Source organism: Peptacetobacter hiranonis (assembly GCF_008151785.1).
In the GTDB taxonomy this organism is placed as follows: Bacteria; Bacillota; Clostridia; order Peptostreptococcales; family Peptostreptococcaceae; genus Peptacetobacter; species Peptacetobacter hiranonis.
This window is the reverse complement of sequence record NZ_CP036523.1, coordinates 61,609-78,592: the sequence shown is the minus strand read 5'-3', so window position 1 is coordinate 78,592 and position 16,984 is coordinate 61,609. Positions and strand designations below refer to the sequence as shown.

The following is a 16,984-nucleotide window of genomic DNA, read 5'->3' as shown; positions in this document are numbered from 1 at the left end:
TAGTACATGGATGTATATGTAACAGATAAAACAATGAGAAAAGAAGTACTTAAAATGATATCTCCAGGGACTCCTCTTAGACAGGGACTAGACAATGTCCTAAAGGCTAAAACAGGAGGACTTATAGTAATAGCAACTGATGAAAGTGTTATGGATTTAGTAGATGGTGGATTTGCTATACATGTTGAGTACACGCCATCTTACCTTTATGAACTTGCAAAAATGGATGGTGCAATAGTTCTAAATTCTGACGTGGATGAAATATTATATGCAAATACTCAGCTAATACCGGACTATTCTATAAAAACATCAGAAACAGGTACTAGACATAGAACTGCTGAGAGAGTTGCAAAACAAACTAAAGCAATTGTAATTGCTATATCTCAAAGAAGAAATGTTATATCTGTATACAAAGGAGATCAGAAGTATGTAGTTGAAGATATATCAAAAATATTTACAAAGGCAAATCAGGCACTTCAAACTCTTGAAAAATATAAATCAGTATTAGACCAAGCAGTTGCCAGTTTAAACACATTAGAGTTCAATGGATTTGTAACTATATACGATGTAGCTTTAGTACTTCAAAAGATAGAAATGGTAATGAGAGTTACAGACATAATAGAAAGTTATCTATTAGAGCTAGGTGTAGAAGGTGCGCTTATAAAAATGCAGCTTGAAGAACTTATGGGTAGCACAAGAGAAGACCGGGAGCTAGTATTAAAAGACTATGGAACACAGATATCATCTAGTGAATTCAAGGAAAAATTAGCAAATCTTACAGAAGACGAGCTACTAGACCTTACAAACATAGCTAGAATCCTTGGATATACAGGTGTATCAGAAAATATGGATATGCCAATAAAAACAAAAGGATACAGAGTTCTTAATAAGATTCATAGATTACCTAGAACAATAATAGAAAATCTAGTTAAATACTTTGATAATTTCCAAGACATACTTACAGCTTCAATAGAAGAACTAGATGAAGTTGAAGGAATTGGAGAAATAAGAGCTACTTACATAAGAAATGGGCTTGTAAAAATGAAACAGCTAGCATTATTGGATAGACATATTTAAAACCTGAGGAATAAAAATGCAATTATACAATTTATATAAAAAAATGATATAATAGACTAAGTTGGGGAAAAATGTGGCAAAATTGGTGAAATTTTGGTGAAGTTTGCTAATTTTGTTGTACATAAGTTAAAATTTAGTCTATAATAATAAAATATAATAGGGGAGGTGATACATTGATTAAGAAGATAGTAAGATTTTTAATTGGTGGATTAGGTTTAATCGTAGGTTCTTCTACTTACGTATCAGTAACACAGAATTTTAAAGTATTAACATATAACAATAAAACATACGAAGCTATAGCAGCTGTAGTTGCAGGTTTAGTATTAGGAATCATATTTTATTTAATTGAACCGTGGGTTATGAATAAAATCAGAAAAATAGCTAGAGCAGCAGAGAAGGAAATATCAAGATATCCTCAGGTTGATATTCTGCTAGGATCTGTAGGTCTTATAGTTGGTTTTGTAATAGCCTATTTGGTAAGCGGAATTATAAACTCAATACCTATAGTAGGTAAAGTGATATCAGTACTTGTATATCTAGTTCTTGGATACTTAGGAGTTAGAGTAGCTCTTAAAAGTAAAAATGACCTTGCTAATTTTGGCAAATTAAACAAAAGATTAGCAGTTTCTCTTGCTAAAGAAAAAGAACAGGAAAAAGAATGCGAAAAATTAAAAGAAGAAGTCAAAGATTGTGGTGCAGCAATTCCTCCAAAAGTATTAGACACAAGTGTAATAATAGATGGAAGAATAGCAGATATATGTCAGACAGGCTTTATAGAAGGTAAACTAATAATACCAGCATTCGTTCTAGAGGAGCTTAGACATATAGCTGACTCTGCTGACGACCTAAAAAGAGTAAGAGGTAGAAGAGGGTTAGATATATTAAATATAATCCAGAAGGAATTAAATATAGAAGTTGAAATAAGTGAACAGGATTTCCCTGAAATAGCTGAAGTAGATAGTAAATTATTAAAACTAGCTCAGGTATTAGGCGGAAAAGTTGTTACAAATGACTTCAATTTAAATAAAGTTGCTCAGTTCCAGGGAGTTGAGGTTCTAAATATAAACGAACTTGCTAATGCAGTTAAACCAGTTGCTATACCAGGAGAAGATATGGTAGTACAGGTTGTTAAAGAAGGTAAAGAAGCTCAGCAGGGTATAGCATACCTTGATGATGGTACTATGATAGTTGTAGACGGTGGTAAAAAATACATGGGTCAGACTATAAAAGTACTAGTAACATCAGTGCTTCAGACACCAGCGGGTAGAATGATATTTGCAAAACCTAAGAATTAATTGTAAAATAAAAAATGATAAAGTAAAGTAGCCTAGGCAACTTTCAAAATAGAGAAAATAAAAATTAGAAAGGAATTAGTGAAATGAACAATAATGAATTAAAAGCTATTGCAAAAGAAGTAAGAATTGACATTATTAAGTCAGTTTCAGAAGCAAAATCAGGTCATCCAGGAGGATCATTATCAGCAGCAGATATACTAACAGTATTATACTTTGATGCTATGAATATAGACCCTTCTAACCCAAAATGGGAAGATAGAGATAGATTCGTTCTTTCTAAAGGTCATGGTGCACCTGCTTTATATGCAGTATTAGCTGAAAGAGGATACTTCCCTAAAGAAGAATTACTAAAACTTAGAAAATTTGGTGCTATGCTTCAGGGACATCCTGATATGAAAAAAACTCCAGGTGTTGATATGTCAACAGGTTCTTTAGGACAGGGATTATCAGCAGCAAACGGAATGGCTTTAGCAGCTAAATTAGATGGTAAAGACTACAACGTTTACGCTCTTCTTGGAGATGGAGAAGTTCAGGAAGGTATGATATGGGAAGCTGCAATGAGTGCTGCTCACTACAAATTAGATAACATAATAGCTTTCTTAGACCACAATGGTTTACAGATAGATGGTTCTAATGATGAAGTTATGAGCCTTGGAAAAATAGCTAAAAAATTCGATGCATTCGGATGGAATGTAATATCTATAGACGGACATGATTTCGATCAGATAAAAAAAGCTATAGAAATGGCTAAAGAAGAAGAAGGAAGACCTTCTATAGTTATATGTGAAACAGTAAAAGGTAAAGGAGTTTCATTCATGGAAGACCAGGCTGGATGGCATGGTAAAGCTCCAAACGCTGAAGAAACAGCTAAAGCATTAGAAGACTTAGAAGGAGGACTTAAATAATGGAAAGTATAGCAACTAGAGAGGCTTATGGAAAAACACTAGTAGAATTAGTTGAAAATAAAGATATAGTAGTTCTTGATGCAGACTTAGCAGGAGCTACAAAAACTGCAATGTTTAAAAAAGCATGCCCAGAAAGATTCTTCGATATGGGTATAGCAGAAGGTGATATGATGGGTACAGCAGCAGGTCTTGCAGTATCTGGAAAAATACCTTTCGCAAGTACTTTCGCAATATTCGCAGCAGGTAGAGGATTTGAACAGATAAGAAACTCTATATGCTACCCAAATATAAATGTTAAAATAGCTGCTACTCATGCAGGTGTTACAGTTGGGGAAGACGGAGGAAGTCATCAGGCAATAGAAGATATTTCACTAATGAGAAGTTTACCAAACATGGTAGTATTAAACCCAGCAGATGCTGTTGAAGCTAGACAGATGGTATTAGCTGCAGCTGAATACGTTGGACCAATGTACTTAAGATTCGGTAGAGCTGCTACTCCAGTTATACATGATGAATCATACAAATTTGAATTAGGAAAAGGTGAAGTAGTTAAAGAAGGTAAAGATGTATCTATAATAGCTACAGGTATAATGGTTGCTAAAGCATTAGAAGCTGCTGAAACTTTAAAAGCAGAAGGAATAGATGCAGAAGTAATAAACATATCTACAATAAAACCTTTAGACAACGAACTTGTTTTAGCATCAGCTAAGAAAACAGGAAAAGTTGTTACAGCTGAAGAACACAGTATAATAGGTGGATTAGGTTCTGCAGTATGTGAATTATTAGCAGAAGAACATCCAGTTAAAGTAACTAGAATAGGTGTTAAAGACGTATTTGGACAGTCAGGATCACCAGCTGCATTACTAGAACACTACGGACTAACTGCAGCAGACATAGTTAAAGCTTGTAAATAAATAGTTTAAAATAGAAACGTAAAAAGGAAACGAATTAACGCTCCAGGCAATCGAGTTGCATTGTCGCTGTTAATTTCGTTTCCTTTTTTACGTTCATATTATAAATTATTTATATGTTGAGAAAATCGGGTTGGAAATAAGAAAAAGTAGAAAAATATTAATGTTCATGGCTTAGACATGTGCAAAAGCGGAGCTTTTTAGAGGTTGCACATGTCTGCAGATAATCACTATTAATATTTTTCTACTTTTTCTTATTAGTGTGTAATTTTATTAACCGTAGAGGAGTTATAGAAATATATACAATGCTTAATAAATAATGATAAAATAAGGTTAGATGATTATGTTTTGGAAAGGATATACGATATGAATACTGTTATGATTGTTGCCGCGGGTAGTGGTAAGAGGATGAATGCAGGGATGAATAAGCAGTTTATTAAGATAAATGATAAAGAGATTGTTGCACACACGATAGAGAGGTTTTATAATTCTCCTTTGATAGATGAGATTGTTCTTTGTATCAAGGAAGAGGAAGAGGAGTTTGTTAGGGAGAATATAATAGAGAAGTATGGGTTTAAGGATATAGTTATATCTTATGGTGGTAAGGAAAGACAGGATACTATAAACAATGGTCTTGAGAAAGTTAGTCCTGATTGTGATATTTTACTTATCCACGATGGTGCAAGACCTTTTGTTACAGATGAGATTATAGAGAATGCTGTTAATGAAACTAAGAAGTTAAAGGCAACTGTTGTCGGTGTTATGGTCAAGGATACTATAAAGGTTGTCGATGGAAATGAGATAGTAGATACGCCAAATAGGGCAAATCTTTGGGCTGCTCAGACACCACAATCTTTTGATTTTAACTTGATAAAAGAAGCCTATGAGCTTGCATATAGAGATGGTTTCTATGGAACTGATGATGCTATGATTGCAGAACATGCAGGTCATAAGGTGTATATGATTCAGGGAAGTTACGACAATATAAAAATAACTAGTCCTGAAGACTTACCTATATCTGAGGTTATTTCCCGGGGAATAAATTCTTAAAAATAACATATAAATATTAAGATAGTACAAAAATAATAAAAAAGTAATGAATAAAAAAGCTAAGATACTAAAAGTAGGTGATTCTATGAAATACACAGGAACGACTTACAGACCTCCATTTGAAGTTAATTCTCTTTTGCTCCAAGTAACAGCAGGGTGTAGCCACAATAAGTGTACGTTCTGCACTATGTACAAAGATGTTCCTTTTGAAGTTGAAAGTATGGAGCAGATTGAAGCTGATTTAAGAGAAGCGAGGGGCAGAAGAAAAAGAATAAAGAAAGTATTCTTAGAAAATGGAGATCCTTTTGTTTTAAGTGCAGATAAGTTAAAACAGATTGCTGAAAAGATAGAGGAGATTATTCCTGAAGTGGAAAATATCTCTATGTTTGCTACAATAAAGAATATCATTGATAAAACGGATGATGAATTAAAAGAGCTTAGAAAACTTAAAATAAACAATTTGAATGTAGGGATAGAGTCTGGATTAGAAGAAGCAGTCGAGTTTATGAATAAGGGATATACTGTAGAAGTTGCCAAAAGAGAGCTTAAAAGACTTGAAAATGCAGGAATGGACTATAGTATAAACATAATAACTGGCTGTGGTGGAAGTGATAAGAGTAGAGAAAATGCGAAAAAAACAGCGGAACTTGTCAATGAATTAAATCCAAAGATAGTATTTGTGGGAAGTATTCACACTGATGAGGGAAGTAAGTTGGAAAAATTAAAGGCAACAGGAAAATTCAATGAGAATACTCTTAGAGAAAACATAGAAGAAGAAAAATTGTTTATCGAGAAACTAGATGAAAGAGATATAGAATTCTTTGGATTACATCCATCAAATGCTGTAAGGTTACACGGAAACTTATCTAAAGATAAAGAAACTATGATTGAAAAATTAGACAATGCATTAAAAGAAATACCAGATGAAATCTTGGATAAAGTGAGTAAAAGAGGTTTTGAAGGAACTGTAGAATTTTAATAAACAGAAATGAATGGAATTTTATAAACAGATAGGAGAGACAATATGAGAGTTGGAATGGGATATGATGTACATAGACTTGTAGAAGATAGAAAACTTATAATCGGTGGTGTAGAAATTCCTCACGAAAAAGGATTATTAGGACATTCTGATGCAGATGTACTTACCCATGCTGTTATGGACTCAATACTTGGGGCTATGGCTATGGGAGATATTGGGAAACACTTCCCAGACACAGATCCAAAGTTTAAAGGAGCAGATAGCTTAAAACTTATGGAACACGTATATGAAATTATGAAAGAAGAAGGATATGTGATTGGAAACATAGACTGTACTATAATTGCACAGGCCCCAAAGATGGCTCCACACATACCACAGATGAGAGAAAACTTTGCTAGAATAATGCACACAGACATAAAAAACATAAATGTAAAAGCTACAACAGAAGAAAAACTAGGATTTACTGGAAGTGGAGAGGGAATTTCTGCACAAAGTATATGTTTATTATTGACAGAATTTAATAAATAATATATCATTGAGAGTATAAGTGAAACAAATAACACAATTATAGACTATAGGATAAAACTATATTATCTATAGAAAATTTATATGATTGCAATGATAAAGAAGTAGTAGGTAGTGAAAGTCTTACAGAGAGGAAATGTTGATGAGAAATTTCTAGATGGAAGCAACTGAACCAATCTTTTAGCTTAGAGGGGTAGCAACCTCTACGGATGGAGCCGTTATACTCCAGCAAGAGAATCACATGTTTTGTGATTAACTAGAGTGGTACCGCGGAAACTATGCCTTTCGTCTCTATTAAGAGATGAAAGGCTTTTTTTATTATAAAAAATAATTATTAAAAATTAATCTATAAAATCAAAAAGGAGAATAAAAAAGATGGCAAAAAATGATAAACAGTTCGTTGAAGAAATTACACCTATGGAGGTAGACTTTGCTCAGTGGTATACAGATGTTGTTACTAAAACTGACTTAGTTGACTACGCTCCAGTAAAAGGATTCATGGTTATAAAACCTTATGGATACGCATTATGGGAAAAAATACAGGAATTCTTCGATGCTAAAATAAAAGCAACAGGACACAAAAACTGCTACTTCCCACTATTAATACCAGAAAGCTTATTAACTAAAGAAGCAGAACACGTTGAAGGTTTCGCTCCAGAAGTTGCTTGGGTAACTCAGGGTGGAAACAAAACATTAGAAGAAAGACTATGTGTTAGACCAACTTCTGAAACAATAATATGTACAATGTACGCTAAATGGTTAAAATCATACAGAGAATTACCATACCTATACAACCAGTGGTGTTCAGTTGTAAGATGGGAAAAAACTACTAGACCATTCTTAAGAACTTCTGAATTCTTATGGCAGGAAGGTCATACTCTACATGAAACATACGAAGAAGCAGAAAAAGAAACATTAGATATACTTCAGATGTACAAAGAAGTATGTGAAGACTTATTAGCTATGCCAGTTATAGATGGACAGAAATCTGAAAGTGAAAAATTCGCTGGTGGAGAAAGAACATACACAATAGAAGCTATGATGCACGATGGTAAAGCATTACAGTCAGGAACAAGTCACTTCTTAGGACAGCACTTCACTAAAGCATTCGACATAACATTTGCAGATAGAGAAGGTGGAATGTCTCATCCATACCACACTTCTTGGGGTATATCAACTAGATTAATAGGTGGACTTATAATGACTCACTCTGACAACAGAGGTCTTGTACTACCTCCAAGAATAGCTCCAACTCAGGTAATGATAATACCTATAGCTGCAAACAAAGGTGGAGTAATGGAAAAAGTTGATGAATTATACGCTGCATTAAAAGAAAAAGGTGCTAGAGTAGAAGTTGACGATAGACCAAACTACTCAACTGGATACAAACTAAACGACAGTGAAATGAAAGGTATACCAGTAAGAATAGAAATAGGACCAAAAGATATAGAAAACAACCAGGCTATGGTATTCAGAAGAGATACATTAGAAAAAGAAGCAGTATCTTTAGACAACTTAGTTGAATATGTAACTGGATTATTCGATACTATACACAATGATATGTTAGAAAAAGCTAGAAAACATAGAGAAAACAGAACTTCTGTAGCTAAAGATATGACTGAATTCAAAGCTGCTTTAGAAGAAAAACCAGGATTCATAAAAGCTATGTGGTGTGGATGCCCAGAATGTGAAGCTAAAATAAAAGAAGAAACTACAGCTACAATAAGATGTATACCATTCGAACAGGAAGATCTTGGAACTAACAAATGTGTATACTGTGGAAAAGAAGCTAAAGACATGGTTATAATAGCTAAAGCATACTAAGAATAGAAATTAAATAAAGCCTGAAAAGTCTGCCGGATTCTTTGATGGCAGGCTTTTTATGTTTGTATAATAAAATTGCTGAGGTGATGCAAATGAGATTTTCAAAAATGTTCATACCTACAAAAAGAGAAATACCTACAGATGTGGAAATAGAAAGTCATAAACTTATGATAAGATCTGGAATGATAAAAAAATCTGCTTCTGGAATATACAATCAGCTACCTCTAGGACTAAAGGTAGAGAGAAAAATAGAAAATATAATAAAAGAAGAAGTAGAGGATGCAGATTTCCGGGAAATGCTTTGTTCTGCACTTATTCCATCAGAATTATGGCAGGAATCAGGAAGATGGGCTAGAAGAGGAGCAGAAATGTTCAGACTTGAAGACAGAACTGGCAAAGAATTCTGCTTAGGGCCTACACATGAAGAAGTATTTACAGATATAGTTAGACAGGAAGTAAGCTCATACAAACAGTTACCAGTGAAACTATACCAGATACAGAGTAAATATAGAGATGAAAAAAAACCTAGATTTGGTGCGATAAGAACAAAATCATTTACAATGTTTGATGCATACAGCTTTGACAAAGACGAAGAAAGCCTAAACAAATCTTATGAAGAAATGATAGCAGCATTCAAAAGAATATTTGACAGATGTGGTGTCAAATATAGTTTAGTTGAAGCAGAATCAGGAATAGAAGGAGCACCATCTTCAATAGAATTCATGGTCAAATCTGAAATAGGTGAAGATGAGTTAGCGATATGTTCTGATTGTACTTATGCAGCAAACAGAGAAAGTGCAGAATGTATGCCAAGAGAATTTGAAGCTGAGGAATTAGGGACACTTGAAGAAGTACACACTCCAGATGCTAGAACAATAAAAGATTTAGAAGAATTCTTTGGTGCTGAAGGGAATAGATTTGCAAAAACAATAATATACTACGCCGATGGAAAAACTGTAACAGTTGTTGTAAGAGGCGATAGAGAAGTAAACGAAAACAAAGTAAAAAGAGCTATTGGTGAAGTAGAAGAATTTGGACTTGCTACAGACGAAATGGTAAAAGATGTAACAGGATCTGAGGTTGGATTTGCTGGACCAATAGGAATAAACTCTGACATACTACTTATAGATGAAGAAATAGCAAACGGTAAAAACCTGATAACAGGTGCAAATAAAACTGGATACCACTTCAAAAATGCAAACTTTGGAAGAGATTTTGAAGGAACTGTTGGAGATTTTAGAAATGTAAGAGAAGGGGATAAATGCCCTAAATGTGGTGCGCCTCTAAAAATAAGAAGGGGAATCGAAATAGGACATATATTCAAAGCAGGTCAGAAATTCTCTGAAAATATGAACGCGATGTACAGAAGTGAAGAGGAAACTGATGAATATATTCATCTTGGATGCTATGAAATAGGTACAGAAAGACTAACTGCTACAATAATAGAGCAGAACTTTGATGCAGACGGAATAGTTTGGCCACTTAGTGTAGCTCCATTTGAAGTAGAGATAATTCCTGTAAACTTAAAAAATGAGGATGTTGTAAATACTGCTGAAAGAATTTATAAAGAACTTAAGCTTATGGGAGTAGATGTACTAATAGACGATAGAGATGCTAGACCGGGAACTAAGTTTAAAGACTCTGATTTAATAGGAATTCCTGTGAGAATAACTGTAGGAAGAGACTTAAAAGAAGGTCTTGTTGAAATGAAGTTTAGAAATAGCGAAGAAAGAGAACTAATATCTGCGGTAGATGCAGCAGAAATAGTAAGAGATAGATTATTATAAGAAAAGAGGGAGAAACTCAACTAACACTTGCGCCTATACAGGCGACGGGCGTGTTAGTCGAGTTATCTCCCTCTTTTTATGTATAAATCTATACTTTGGGGAGTTTTCTTAAATGTATATAGATTTAATACAAATTACAGTTTTGTCATAAAAAAGCAATTGTATTGGAAGTTAAAAAAATAAATGATAATATAAAAATATATATATTAAAAAATAAAGAAGAAAAGCTATTATATTTTTACTGAAAAGGAAGTGATTTTATGAATACACTTTTATTTGTTTTTTTCGTTATATTATTGGTATATATACAAAATCTTTTATCAAAATTAAATAATAAATTTGCAGGTTTAATTTTACCTGTAATAATTTTTATATCATCTATAAATTCTTTCAGAAATATTATGAGTATAGAAACAAATGGAGAAAGTAATTTATTTTTAGGTATAAAAGTATTTATTATTATAAATTTATTTACATTGATCTTTTTAGTAATATATTTTAAAACTAAAAAATCTAGAAAAGAATTGAATAAATAAAATAGAGAGTAAGGTGATTTGTATGACAAAGTTAACTGAAAAGCAAGAAAAGATATTATATTTTTCAGCTTGGAATATATTTTCTGTAATAGCTTTTGTATATCTGTATAAAATAGGAGGATCACCTCGGACATTTACCCCATTGGCGTTTATGGGTAACTTCTATTTATTTGTTTTTAAATTTAAAATGCATGAACCAAAAGAAGAGGATGAGGAAATATCATTCAAATCAGGAGTATTTGTATGCATATTAGATGTGATAATAATACTACTTCTATTTGTAACAATAATCGTCCTAAAAAAAGCTGAACTTGTAAAAAACTTTGGAATACTTCTGATAATATATGCAATGTTTGGTGAAAAATATAGAAAAAAAGTATTTGAAAAAATAAGAACTAGAAAATAAAAACTTATAAAAAATGCGAGTATATGAAAAAAAGTCTGTAAATTTAATCGCCTTCTATGGTAATATCAAATTAATCATAGGAGGCGATTTTTTATGGGCAGAAAGAAAAGAGAACCATTAAATCCAGAAAAGAAAAATATAATAGCGGAGCTAATTAAAACATATGAAATTAAAACCGCTCAAGACATTCAGGATGCACTTAAAGATCTTTTAGGTGATACTATTCAAGAGATGCTTGAATCTGAAATGAATGAGCATCTTGGATATGAAAAATATGAACGTGGTGAAAATACCAATTCAAGAAATGGATATAAAACAAAAAGAGTTAGATCTGGAATGGGAGAATACGAAATTGATGTTCCTCAAGATAGAGATTCCTCTTTTGAACCTCAAATTGTCAAAAAAAGACAAAAGGATGTTTCTGAAATAGAGCAAAAAATAATAAATATGTATGCTTTAGGCATGAGTAATAGAGATATAACTTCTCAAATAGAGGATATTTATGGATTTGAACTATCTGAAGGAATGATTTCAGATGTAACTGATAAAATAATACCTAAAATCGAAGAATGGAAATATAGACCTCTTGAAAGTGTATATCCTGTTGTATATATAGATGCTATCCATTTCTCTGTTAAAGAAAATGGTTCTGTTAAGAAAAAAGCTGTCTATGTAATTCTTGGTATAAGTTCCGAAGGATACAAAGAAATTCTAGGATTGTATATTGGAGATACTGAAAGCTCTAAGTATTGGTTTTCTGTGCTAAATGAATTAAAAAATAGAGGTGTAAGAGATATTTTAATCGTTTGTGCTGATGGACTATCAGGAATAAAAGAAGCGATAAGCTCCGCTTTTCCAAATACTGAATATCAAAGATGTATTGTTCATCAAGTTAGAAATACATTAAAATATGTATCATACAAAGATAGAAAGGAATTTGCTAATGATTTAAAAACAATATATCATGCCATTAATGAAGAACAGGCTCTAGCTAATTTAGAACGTACTTCAGAAAAATGGAATGAAAAATATCCAAATTCTATGAAATCTTGGTTTAGTAACTGGGATTCAATTATACCGATATTTAAATTTTCACCAGAAACTAGAAAGGTAATTTATACTACAAATGCCATTGAAAGTGTAAATTCGCAGCTTAGAAAAATAAATAAAAAAAGAACTGTTTTTCCAAACAAGATTTCCTTAGAAAAATCACTATATCTATCAGTTGAAAAAATAAGCAAAAAATGGAGTATGCCTATTAGAAACTGGGGATATATTTATGGAGAACTTTCAATAATGTATGAAGATAGATTGTAATAATTAAAAAAGTCAAGAAAGCCGGCTTTTTTAGCTGGTTTTCTTGACTTGCAACAAAATAAATAATATTATGTTTTAAAGGGCGTTAGCCATTTATTCATAAATTATTTTAAGTCTATTATACTACCTAACGGTAGTTTAAGCCATAGAGGGCTTATTTACAGAAAAAATTTTATATACCCAAAAATGCTGTTACATTCAATTGTAACAGCATTTTTTATAAGTTTTCATCTATAGGTTTAACTTTACTTTTGGCTAATATTTTATTCATCTACTTTTTTAGATTTAATATACAAATATATTGCCATTAATACTACTAAAACAAGATATATATTTATTATAATTTTTCCTATGAATATATAAGCTATTGAAGCAACTATTCCAAGAATGAGCCAAAACATACAAAGAGAATTATTATTTTTTTCTGAAAATACATTTCTACGAATTATTCCAGATATTATAGAATATGTGATTATTAATAATACGTATATATCTACTATTTTAAATGCTATTTTATCTATATTTTTTACATTAAATTTATCTAAAATAAATATAAATACAGGTATTAATATAGCAAGAATTAGTATATAGTAAAGAAATTTTTTGTAATCTTTTTTATTGAAATCTAGCATTGTCTACAACTCCTTAATCATATTTATTTTAAAAACGTTTTTAAGTTGTTTTAATAATACTATTTTTCTATTTTTGCTACAATATAAAATTAACATTTGTAATTGTATTGTCATTAATTTAACTAACTATTTTTTTCCTATTTTTATAACTTTAGAATATTTATATCTCTTAATAATAAAGAATTTTATATAAAAAGAAAATAAAAATTGATAGAATAAATTGGCTGTTACAATTAAATGTAGCAGCTTTTTTATTTGGGTGGGAGCTAAGAAGAGGGATTGTGAACTTTTAGAGATGTCATTGCTTTTGCGTCTAGAAAAGAAACTTCTCCTATTTAAAAAAATTACGCAAAATGCGATGCCTCTAAAAGTTTACAACCCTCTCTAGCTCCGATTTATGTTATAATAAACTGTATAATAATGAGATTTTAGGCAATTTTGCCGAATTAGTTTAATTTTAGGAGGAATAATATGAGCAACGTAAGAGTAAGATTTGCACCAAGTCCAACAGGATTTGTACATATAGGTAGTTTAAGAACAGCTCTTTACAACTATTTATTCGCAAAACACGCAGGTGGAGAATATATACTAAGAGTAGAAGATACTGATAGAACTAGACTTGTTGATGGTGCTATAGAAAACATGCTTAATGCAATGAAATGGGCAGGAGTAAACCACACAGAAGGTGTTATGTTAGATGAAAATGGAAATGTAACACAGAAAGGTGAATACGGTCCATATATACAGTCTGAAAGATTAGATATATACCAGAAATACATAAAAGAACTTTTAGATTCTGGAAAAGCATACTACTGCTTCTGTACAAAAGAAAGATTAGATGCAGTTAGAGAACAGCAGAAAGAAGCTGGAGAAACTCCAAGATACGATGGACATTGTAGAGATTTAACTCCAGAAGAAGTACAGGCTAAAATAGATGCTGGTGAACCATACGTTATAAGACTTAGATTACCAGAAGACCACAAAATAACATTTACTGACTTAGTAAGAGGTGATATGGAATTCAACACAAATGACTTAGATGATCAGGTACTTATAAAAACTGATGGATTCCCAACATATCATTTTGCAGTTGTTGTAGACGACCATTTAATGAAAATAACTCATATAATAAGAGGGGAAGAATGGGTTTCTTCAACTCCAAAACACGTATACCTATACGAAGCTTTTGGATGGGAAAAGCCAGTATTTGTACACCTTCCAAATATATTAAATACAGAAAAGAAAAAATTAAGTAAAAGACAGGGTGACGTAGCTGTTGAAGACTTCAAGAAAAAAGGATACCTTCCAGAAGGTCTTGTAAACTACGTAGCTCTAGTTGGTTGGTCACCAGAAGACAATCAGGAAATATTCTCTATGGAAGAATTAGAAAAAGCCTTCTCTATAGAAAGAGTATCTAAGAGTGGAGGAGTATTCGATACTGAAAAATTAAACTGGGTTAACCACCACTACATGAAAGAAGCAGATGATGCTGTTTTAGCTGAGTTATGTATGCCATACTTAGTAGAAGCTGGATACATAGCAGAAGATGAAAAAGAAGCTAAAATGGATTTAGTTAAAGAAATAGTAAGTGCAGTTAAAGAAAAATTACACTACGCAAAAGAAATAACTGACCACGTTTCTATATTCTTTGGAGATAAATTTGAAATAGAAACTGAAGAAGGTATGGAATTCTTAAAATTAGAACATATACCAACACTATTCGATGCTTTAAGAGAAAAAATAGAAGCAGCAGAAAACTTTGATGCAGATAGCAACTTCGCTATACTAAAATCAATACAGAAAGAATACAAAATAAAAGGTAAAAACTTATACATGGGATCAAGAATAATGTTAACAGGACAGATGCATGGTCCAGACATCCCAAAAGTTATGGAAGTATTAGGTAAAGAAAACTGCCTAAGAAGACTTGACTACGTAAAAGCTAACGTACTAGACAAATTAAACTAGTATAAAATAAAGTCCAAAGAGGTGATAAGGATGAAAGTATACAATACATTAACAAACAAAAAAGAAGAATTTGTACCATTAGAAGAAGGTAACTAAGAGTTAAGATAAATTTATAAATATGTATAAAAAGTCTAAAATACTTTATAGATTATTTTAACTAAGCCTCGTATGTAGAGAAATCTACATAGGACACAACTTTAAAACCAGTAATTCCTAAAGCTCAACGACTACAATAGAAGATAGCAAGAAACTTCTATGAATGTGAAGAAATTCAGAAACAACAGTTGAGATGATATATGGTGAGAGCCTAAGTATCGTGGCAATGGATCTTTGGTCGCCAAGCCTAGAAATAGGAAGGTCAAACGACTATCCCGCAAGGGAGTACACTACAAGCAATTGGTAGTGGAAATGGGTTGCCCTAAACAGGTGATGCTGTAGGTGAAGAAATAGTCTACGCTCGTATCCGAAAGGTCGAGGTCATTAGCGTGAGCGAAATGGCATCATACAAGTAGCGTTGTATGGTAAATAATAAAATCTATAAAAACTGAATAAATTACTTATAAAAAATTATAAAATTTTTTTAAAAACTTGTATAAAATGAATATTTGCCGTCTATGATAATAGTAGAAAGAAATATTACTAGAAAGGCGGTGATGACATGGAAAAAGGATTTAAAGTTCAAATATTTCCTAACAAAGAACAAAAGGAATTGATGTTTAAAAGCTTTGGATGTGTTAGATTTGCATATAACTGGGCATTAGCTAGAGAAAAGGAAAATTATGAAAAAGGTGGAAAATTTATTTCTGATATGGATTTAAGGAAAGAATTTACACAGTTGAAGAAAAAAGAAGAATTTAAGTGGCTTAACGAAATAAACAACAACGTTACAAAACAAGCTATAAAAGATTTATGCAAAGCATATAAAAATTTCTTTAATAAAAAAGCTAAACATCCACGATTTAAGAGTAAAAAGAAATCAAAAAAAAGTTTTTATAACGATGTTTATAAAATCAAATTTGATGATTATAAAGTTAGAATTGAATCAATAGGTTGGGTAGATATGGCAGAGAATAGAATTCCTAGAAATTGTAAATATTTAAATCCAAAAGTATCATTTGATGGGGTTAAGTTTTGGTTGAGTATTAGTTGTATCTTAGAAGATGAAGAAAATAATCTACAAAAAACTGAGCCGATTGGAATTGATATGGGGATAAAGACATTGATGACTTGTTCAAATGGTATGAATTTTAATAGAGTTAGTACTAAAAAGGAAAAGAAGAAACTTAAAAGACTTCAGAAAAAAGCTAGTAGACATTATGATAAGATGATGAAAACCAAATCATCGGATAAATCTAAAAATCTACTAAAGCTTGAAACTTTAATCCGTAAGCAACACCAGAGAATATCAAATGTGAGACTTAATAACATTCATCAGGCGACTACAAAACTTGTAAATTTAAATCCAAAGGCTATAGTAGTTGAGGACTTAAACGTACAGGGAATGATGAAAAATAAGCATTTATCAGAAAAAATTGCTGATTGTTTATTTCGGGAAATATATAGGCAATTAGAGTATAAATGCAAAAATAAAGGAATTGAATTTATAGTTGCAGATAGATTTTATCCTTCATCAAAGATTTGTAGTAATTGTGGACATAAAAAAGAAAAATTAAGTCTATCAGAGAGAACTTATAAATGTGAATGTTGTGAGAATGTTATTGATAGAGATTTTAATGCAAGTTTAAACTTAAAGAATTTAGCCTACAACTAAA

At 31.7% G+C, this 16,984-nt stretch carries 14 protein-coding genes and 1 other annotated feature; of the genes, 13 read left to right on the top strand and 1 reads right to left on the bottom strand.

Annotated features, from left to right (window positions below; genetic code table 11):
• The first annotated feature begins 6 nt into the window (after nucleotides 1-6).
• From disA to KGNDJEFE_RS00390, 11 genes are all read left to right on the top strand, one after another.
• Nucleotides 7-1,077: a DNA integrity scanning diadenylate cyclase DisA gene (disA, locus tag KGNDJEFE_RS00440; protein WP_006440461.1), complete on the top strand. Its 1,071-nt coding sequence runs from the start codon at nucleotides 7-9 to the stop codon at nucleotides 1,075-1,077.
• Between the two features lie 173 nt (nucleotides 1,078-1,250).
• Entirely contained in the window at nucleotides 1,251-2,372 is a 1,122-nt protein-coding gene (locus KGNDJEFE_RS00435) for a PIN/TRAM domain-containing protein (protein WP_006440462.1), read from the top strand.
• Nucleotides 2,373-2,455: 83 nt separating this feature from the next.
• Nucleotides 2,456-3,277 carry a transketolase gene (locus tag KGNDJEFE_RS00430; RefSeq protein ID WP_006440463.1) on the top strand — a complete coding sequence of 274 codons (822 nt, stop codon included), beginning with the start codon at nucleotides 2,456-2,458 and terminating at the stop codon, nucleotides 3,275-3,277.
• Nucleotides 3,277-4,191, top strand: a complete 915-nt coding sequence (locus tag KGNDJEFE_RS00425; protein ID WP_006440464.1) for a transketolase family protein — start codon at nucleotides 3,277-3,279, stop codon at nucleotides 4,189-4,191. The genes KGNDJEFE_RS00430 and KGNDJEFE_RS00425 overlap by 1 nt, the downstream gene beginning before the upstream one ends.
• A gap of 363 nt (nucleotides 4,192-4,554) precedes the next feature.
• Nucleotides 4,555-5,238 (top strand): 2-C-methyl-D-erythritol 4-phosphate cytidylyltransferase, encoded by a 684-nt coding sequence (ispD, locus tag KGNDJEFE_RS00420; RefSeq protein WP_006440465.1) that lies wholly within the window; start codon nucleotides 4,555-4,557, stop codon nucleotides 5,236-5,238.
• 46 nt (nucleotides 5,239-5,284) lie between these two features.
• Complete coding sequence (locus tag KGNDJEFE_RS00415) at nucleotides 5,285-6,217, top strand: radical SAM protein (RefSeq protein ID WP_006440466.1); 933 nt, start codon at nucleotides 5,285-5,287, stop codon at nucleotides 6,215-6,217.
• 45 nt (nucleotides 6,218-6,262) lie between these two features.
• On the top strand, nucleotides 6,263-6,745 hold the full coding sequence (gene ispF, locus KGNDJEFE_RS00410) for a 2-C-methyl-D-erythritol 2,4-cyclodiphosphate synthase (protein ID WP_006440467.1): 483 nt from the start codon (nucleotides 6,263-6,265) through the stop codon (nucleotides 6,743-6,745).
• An 81-nt stretch (nucleotides 6,746-6,826) separates the two neighbouring features.
• Nucleotides 6,827-7,038: a binding site (T-box leader), on the top strand.
• A 79-nt stretch (nucleotides 7,039-7,117) separates the two neighbouring features.
• Entirely contained in the window at nucleotides 7,118-8,566 is a 1,449-nt protein-coding gene (gene proS, locus KGNDJEFE_RS00405) for a proline--tRNA ligase (protein WP_006440468.1), read from the top strand.
• A 92-nt stretch (nucleotides 8,567-8,658) separates the two neighbouring features.
• Complete coding sequence (locus KGNDJEFE_RS00400) at nucleotides 8,659-10,353, top strand: proline--tRNA ligase (protein WP_040410586.1); 1,695 nt, start codon at nucleotides 8,659-8,661, stop codon at nucleotides 10,351-10,353.
• 558 nt (nucleotides 10,354-10,911) lie between these two features.
• Complete coding sequence (locus KGNDJEFE_RS00395; protein ID WP_006440470.1) at nucleotides 10,912-11,295, top strand: hypothetical protein; 384 nt, start codon at nucleotides 10,912-10,914, stop codon at nucleotides 11,293-11,295.
• Between the two features lie 93 nt (nucleotides 11,296-11,388).
• Nucleotides 11,389-12,612 (top strand): IS256 family transposase, encoded by a 1,224-nt coding sequence (locus KGNDJEFE_RS00390; protein ID WP_148881764.1) that lies wholly within the window; start codon nucleotides 11,389-11,391, stop codon nucleotides 12,610-12,612.
• A gap of 263 nt (nucleotides 12,613-12,875) precedes the next feature.
• Here the strand turns inward: KGNDJEFE_RS00390 and KGNDJEFE_RS00385 are convergent, their stop codons facing one another.
• Nucleotides 12,876-13,244, bottom strand: a complete 369-nt coding sequence (locus tag KGNDJEFE_RS00385; RefSeq protein WP_006440472.1) for a hypothetical protein — start codon at nucleotides 13,242-13,244, stop codon at nucleotides 12,876-12,878.
• A gap of 471 nt (nucleotides 13,245-13,715) precedes the next feature.
• Between KGNDJEFE_RS00385 and gltX the strand changes: the two genes are divergently transcribed.
• On the top strand, nucleotides 13,716-15,212 hold the full coding sequence (gene gltX, locus KGNDJEFE_RS00380) for a glutamate--tRNA ligase (protein WP_006440474.1): 1,497 nt from the start codon (nucleotides 13,716-13,718) through the stop codon (nucleotides 15,210-15,212).
• Nucleotides 15,213-15,870: 658 nt separating this feature from the next.
• Complete coding sequence (locus tag KGNDJEFE_RS00370; RefSeq protein ID WP_006440475.1) at nucleotides 15,871-16,983, top strand: RNA-guided endonuclease InsQ/TnpB family protein; 1,113 nt, start codon at nucleotides 15,871-15,873, stop codon at nucleotides 16,981-16,983.
• Nucleotide 16,984 lies beyond the last annotated feature (1 nt).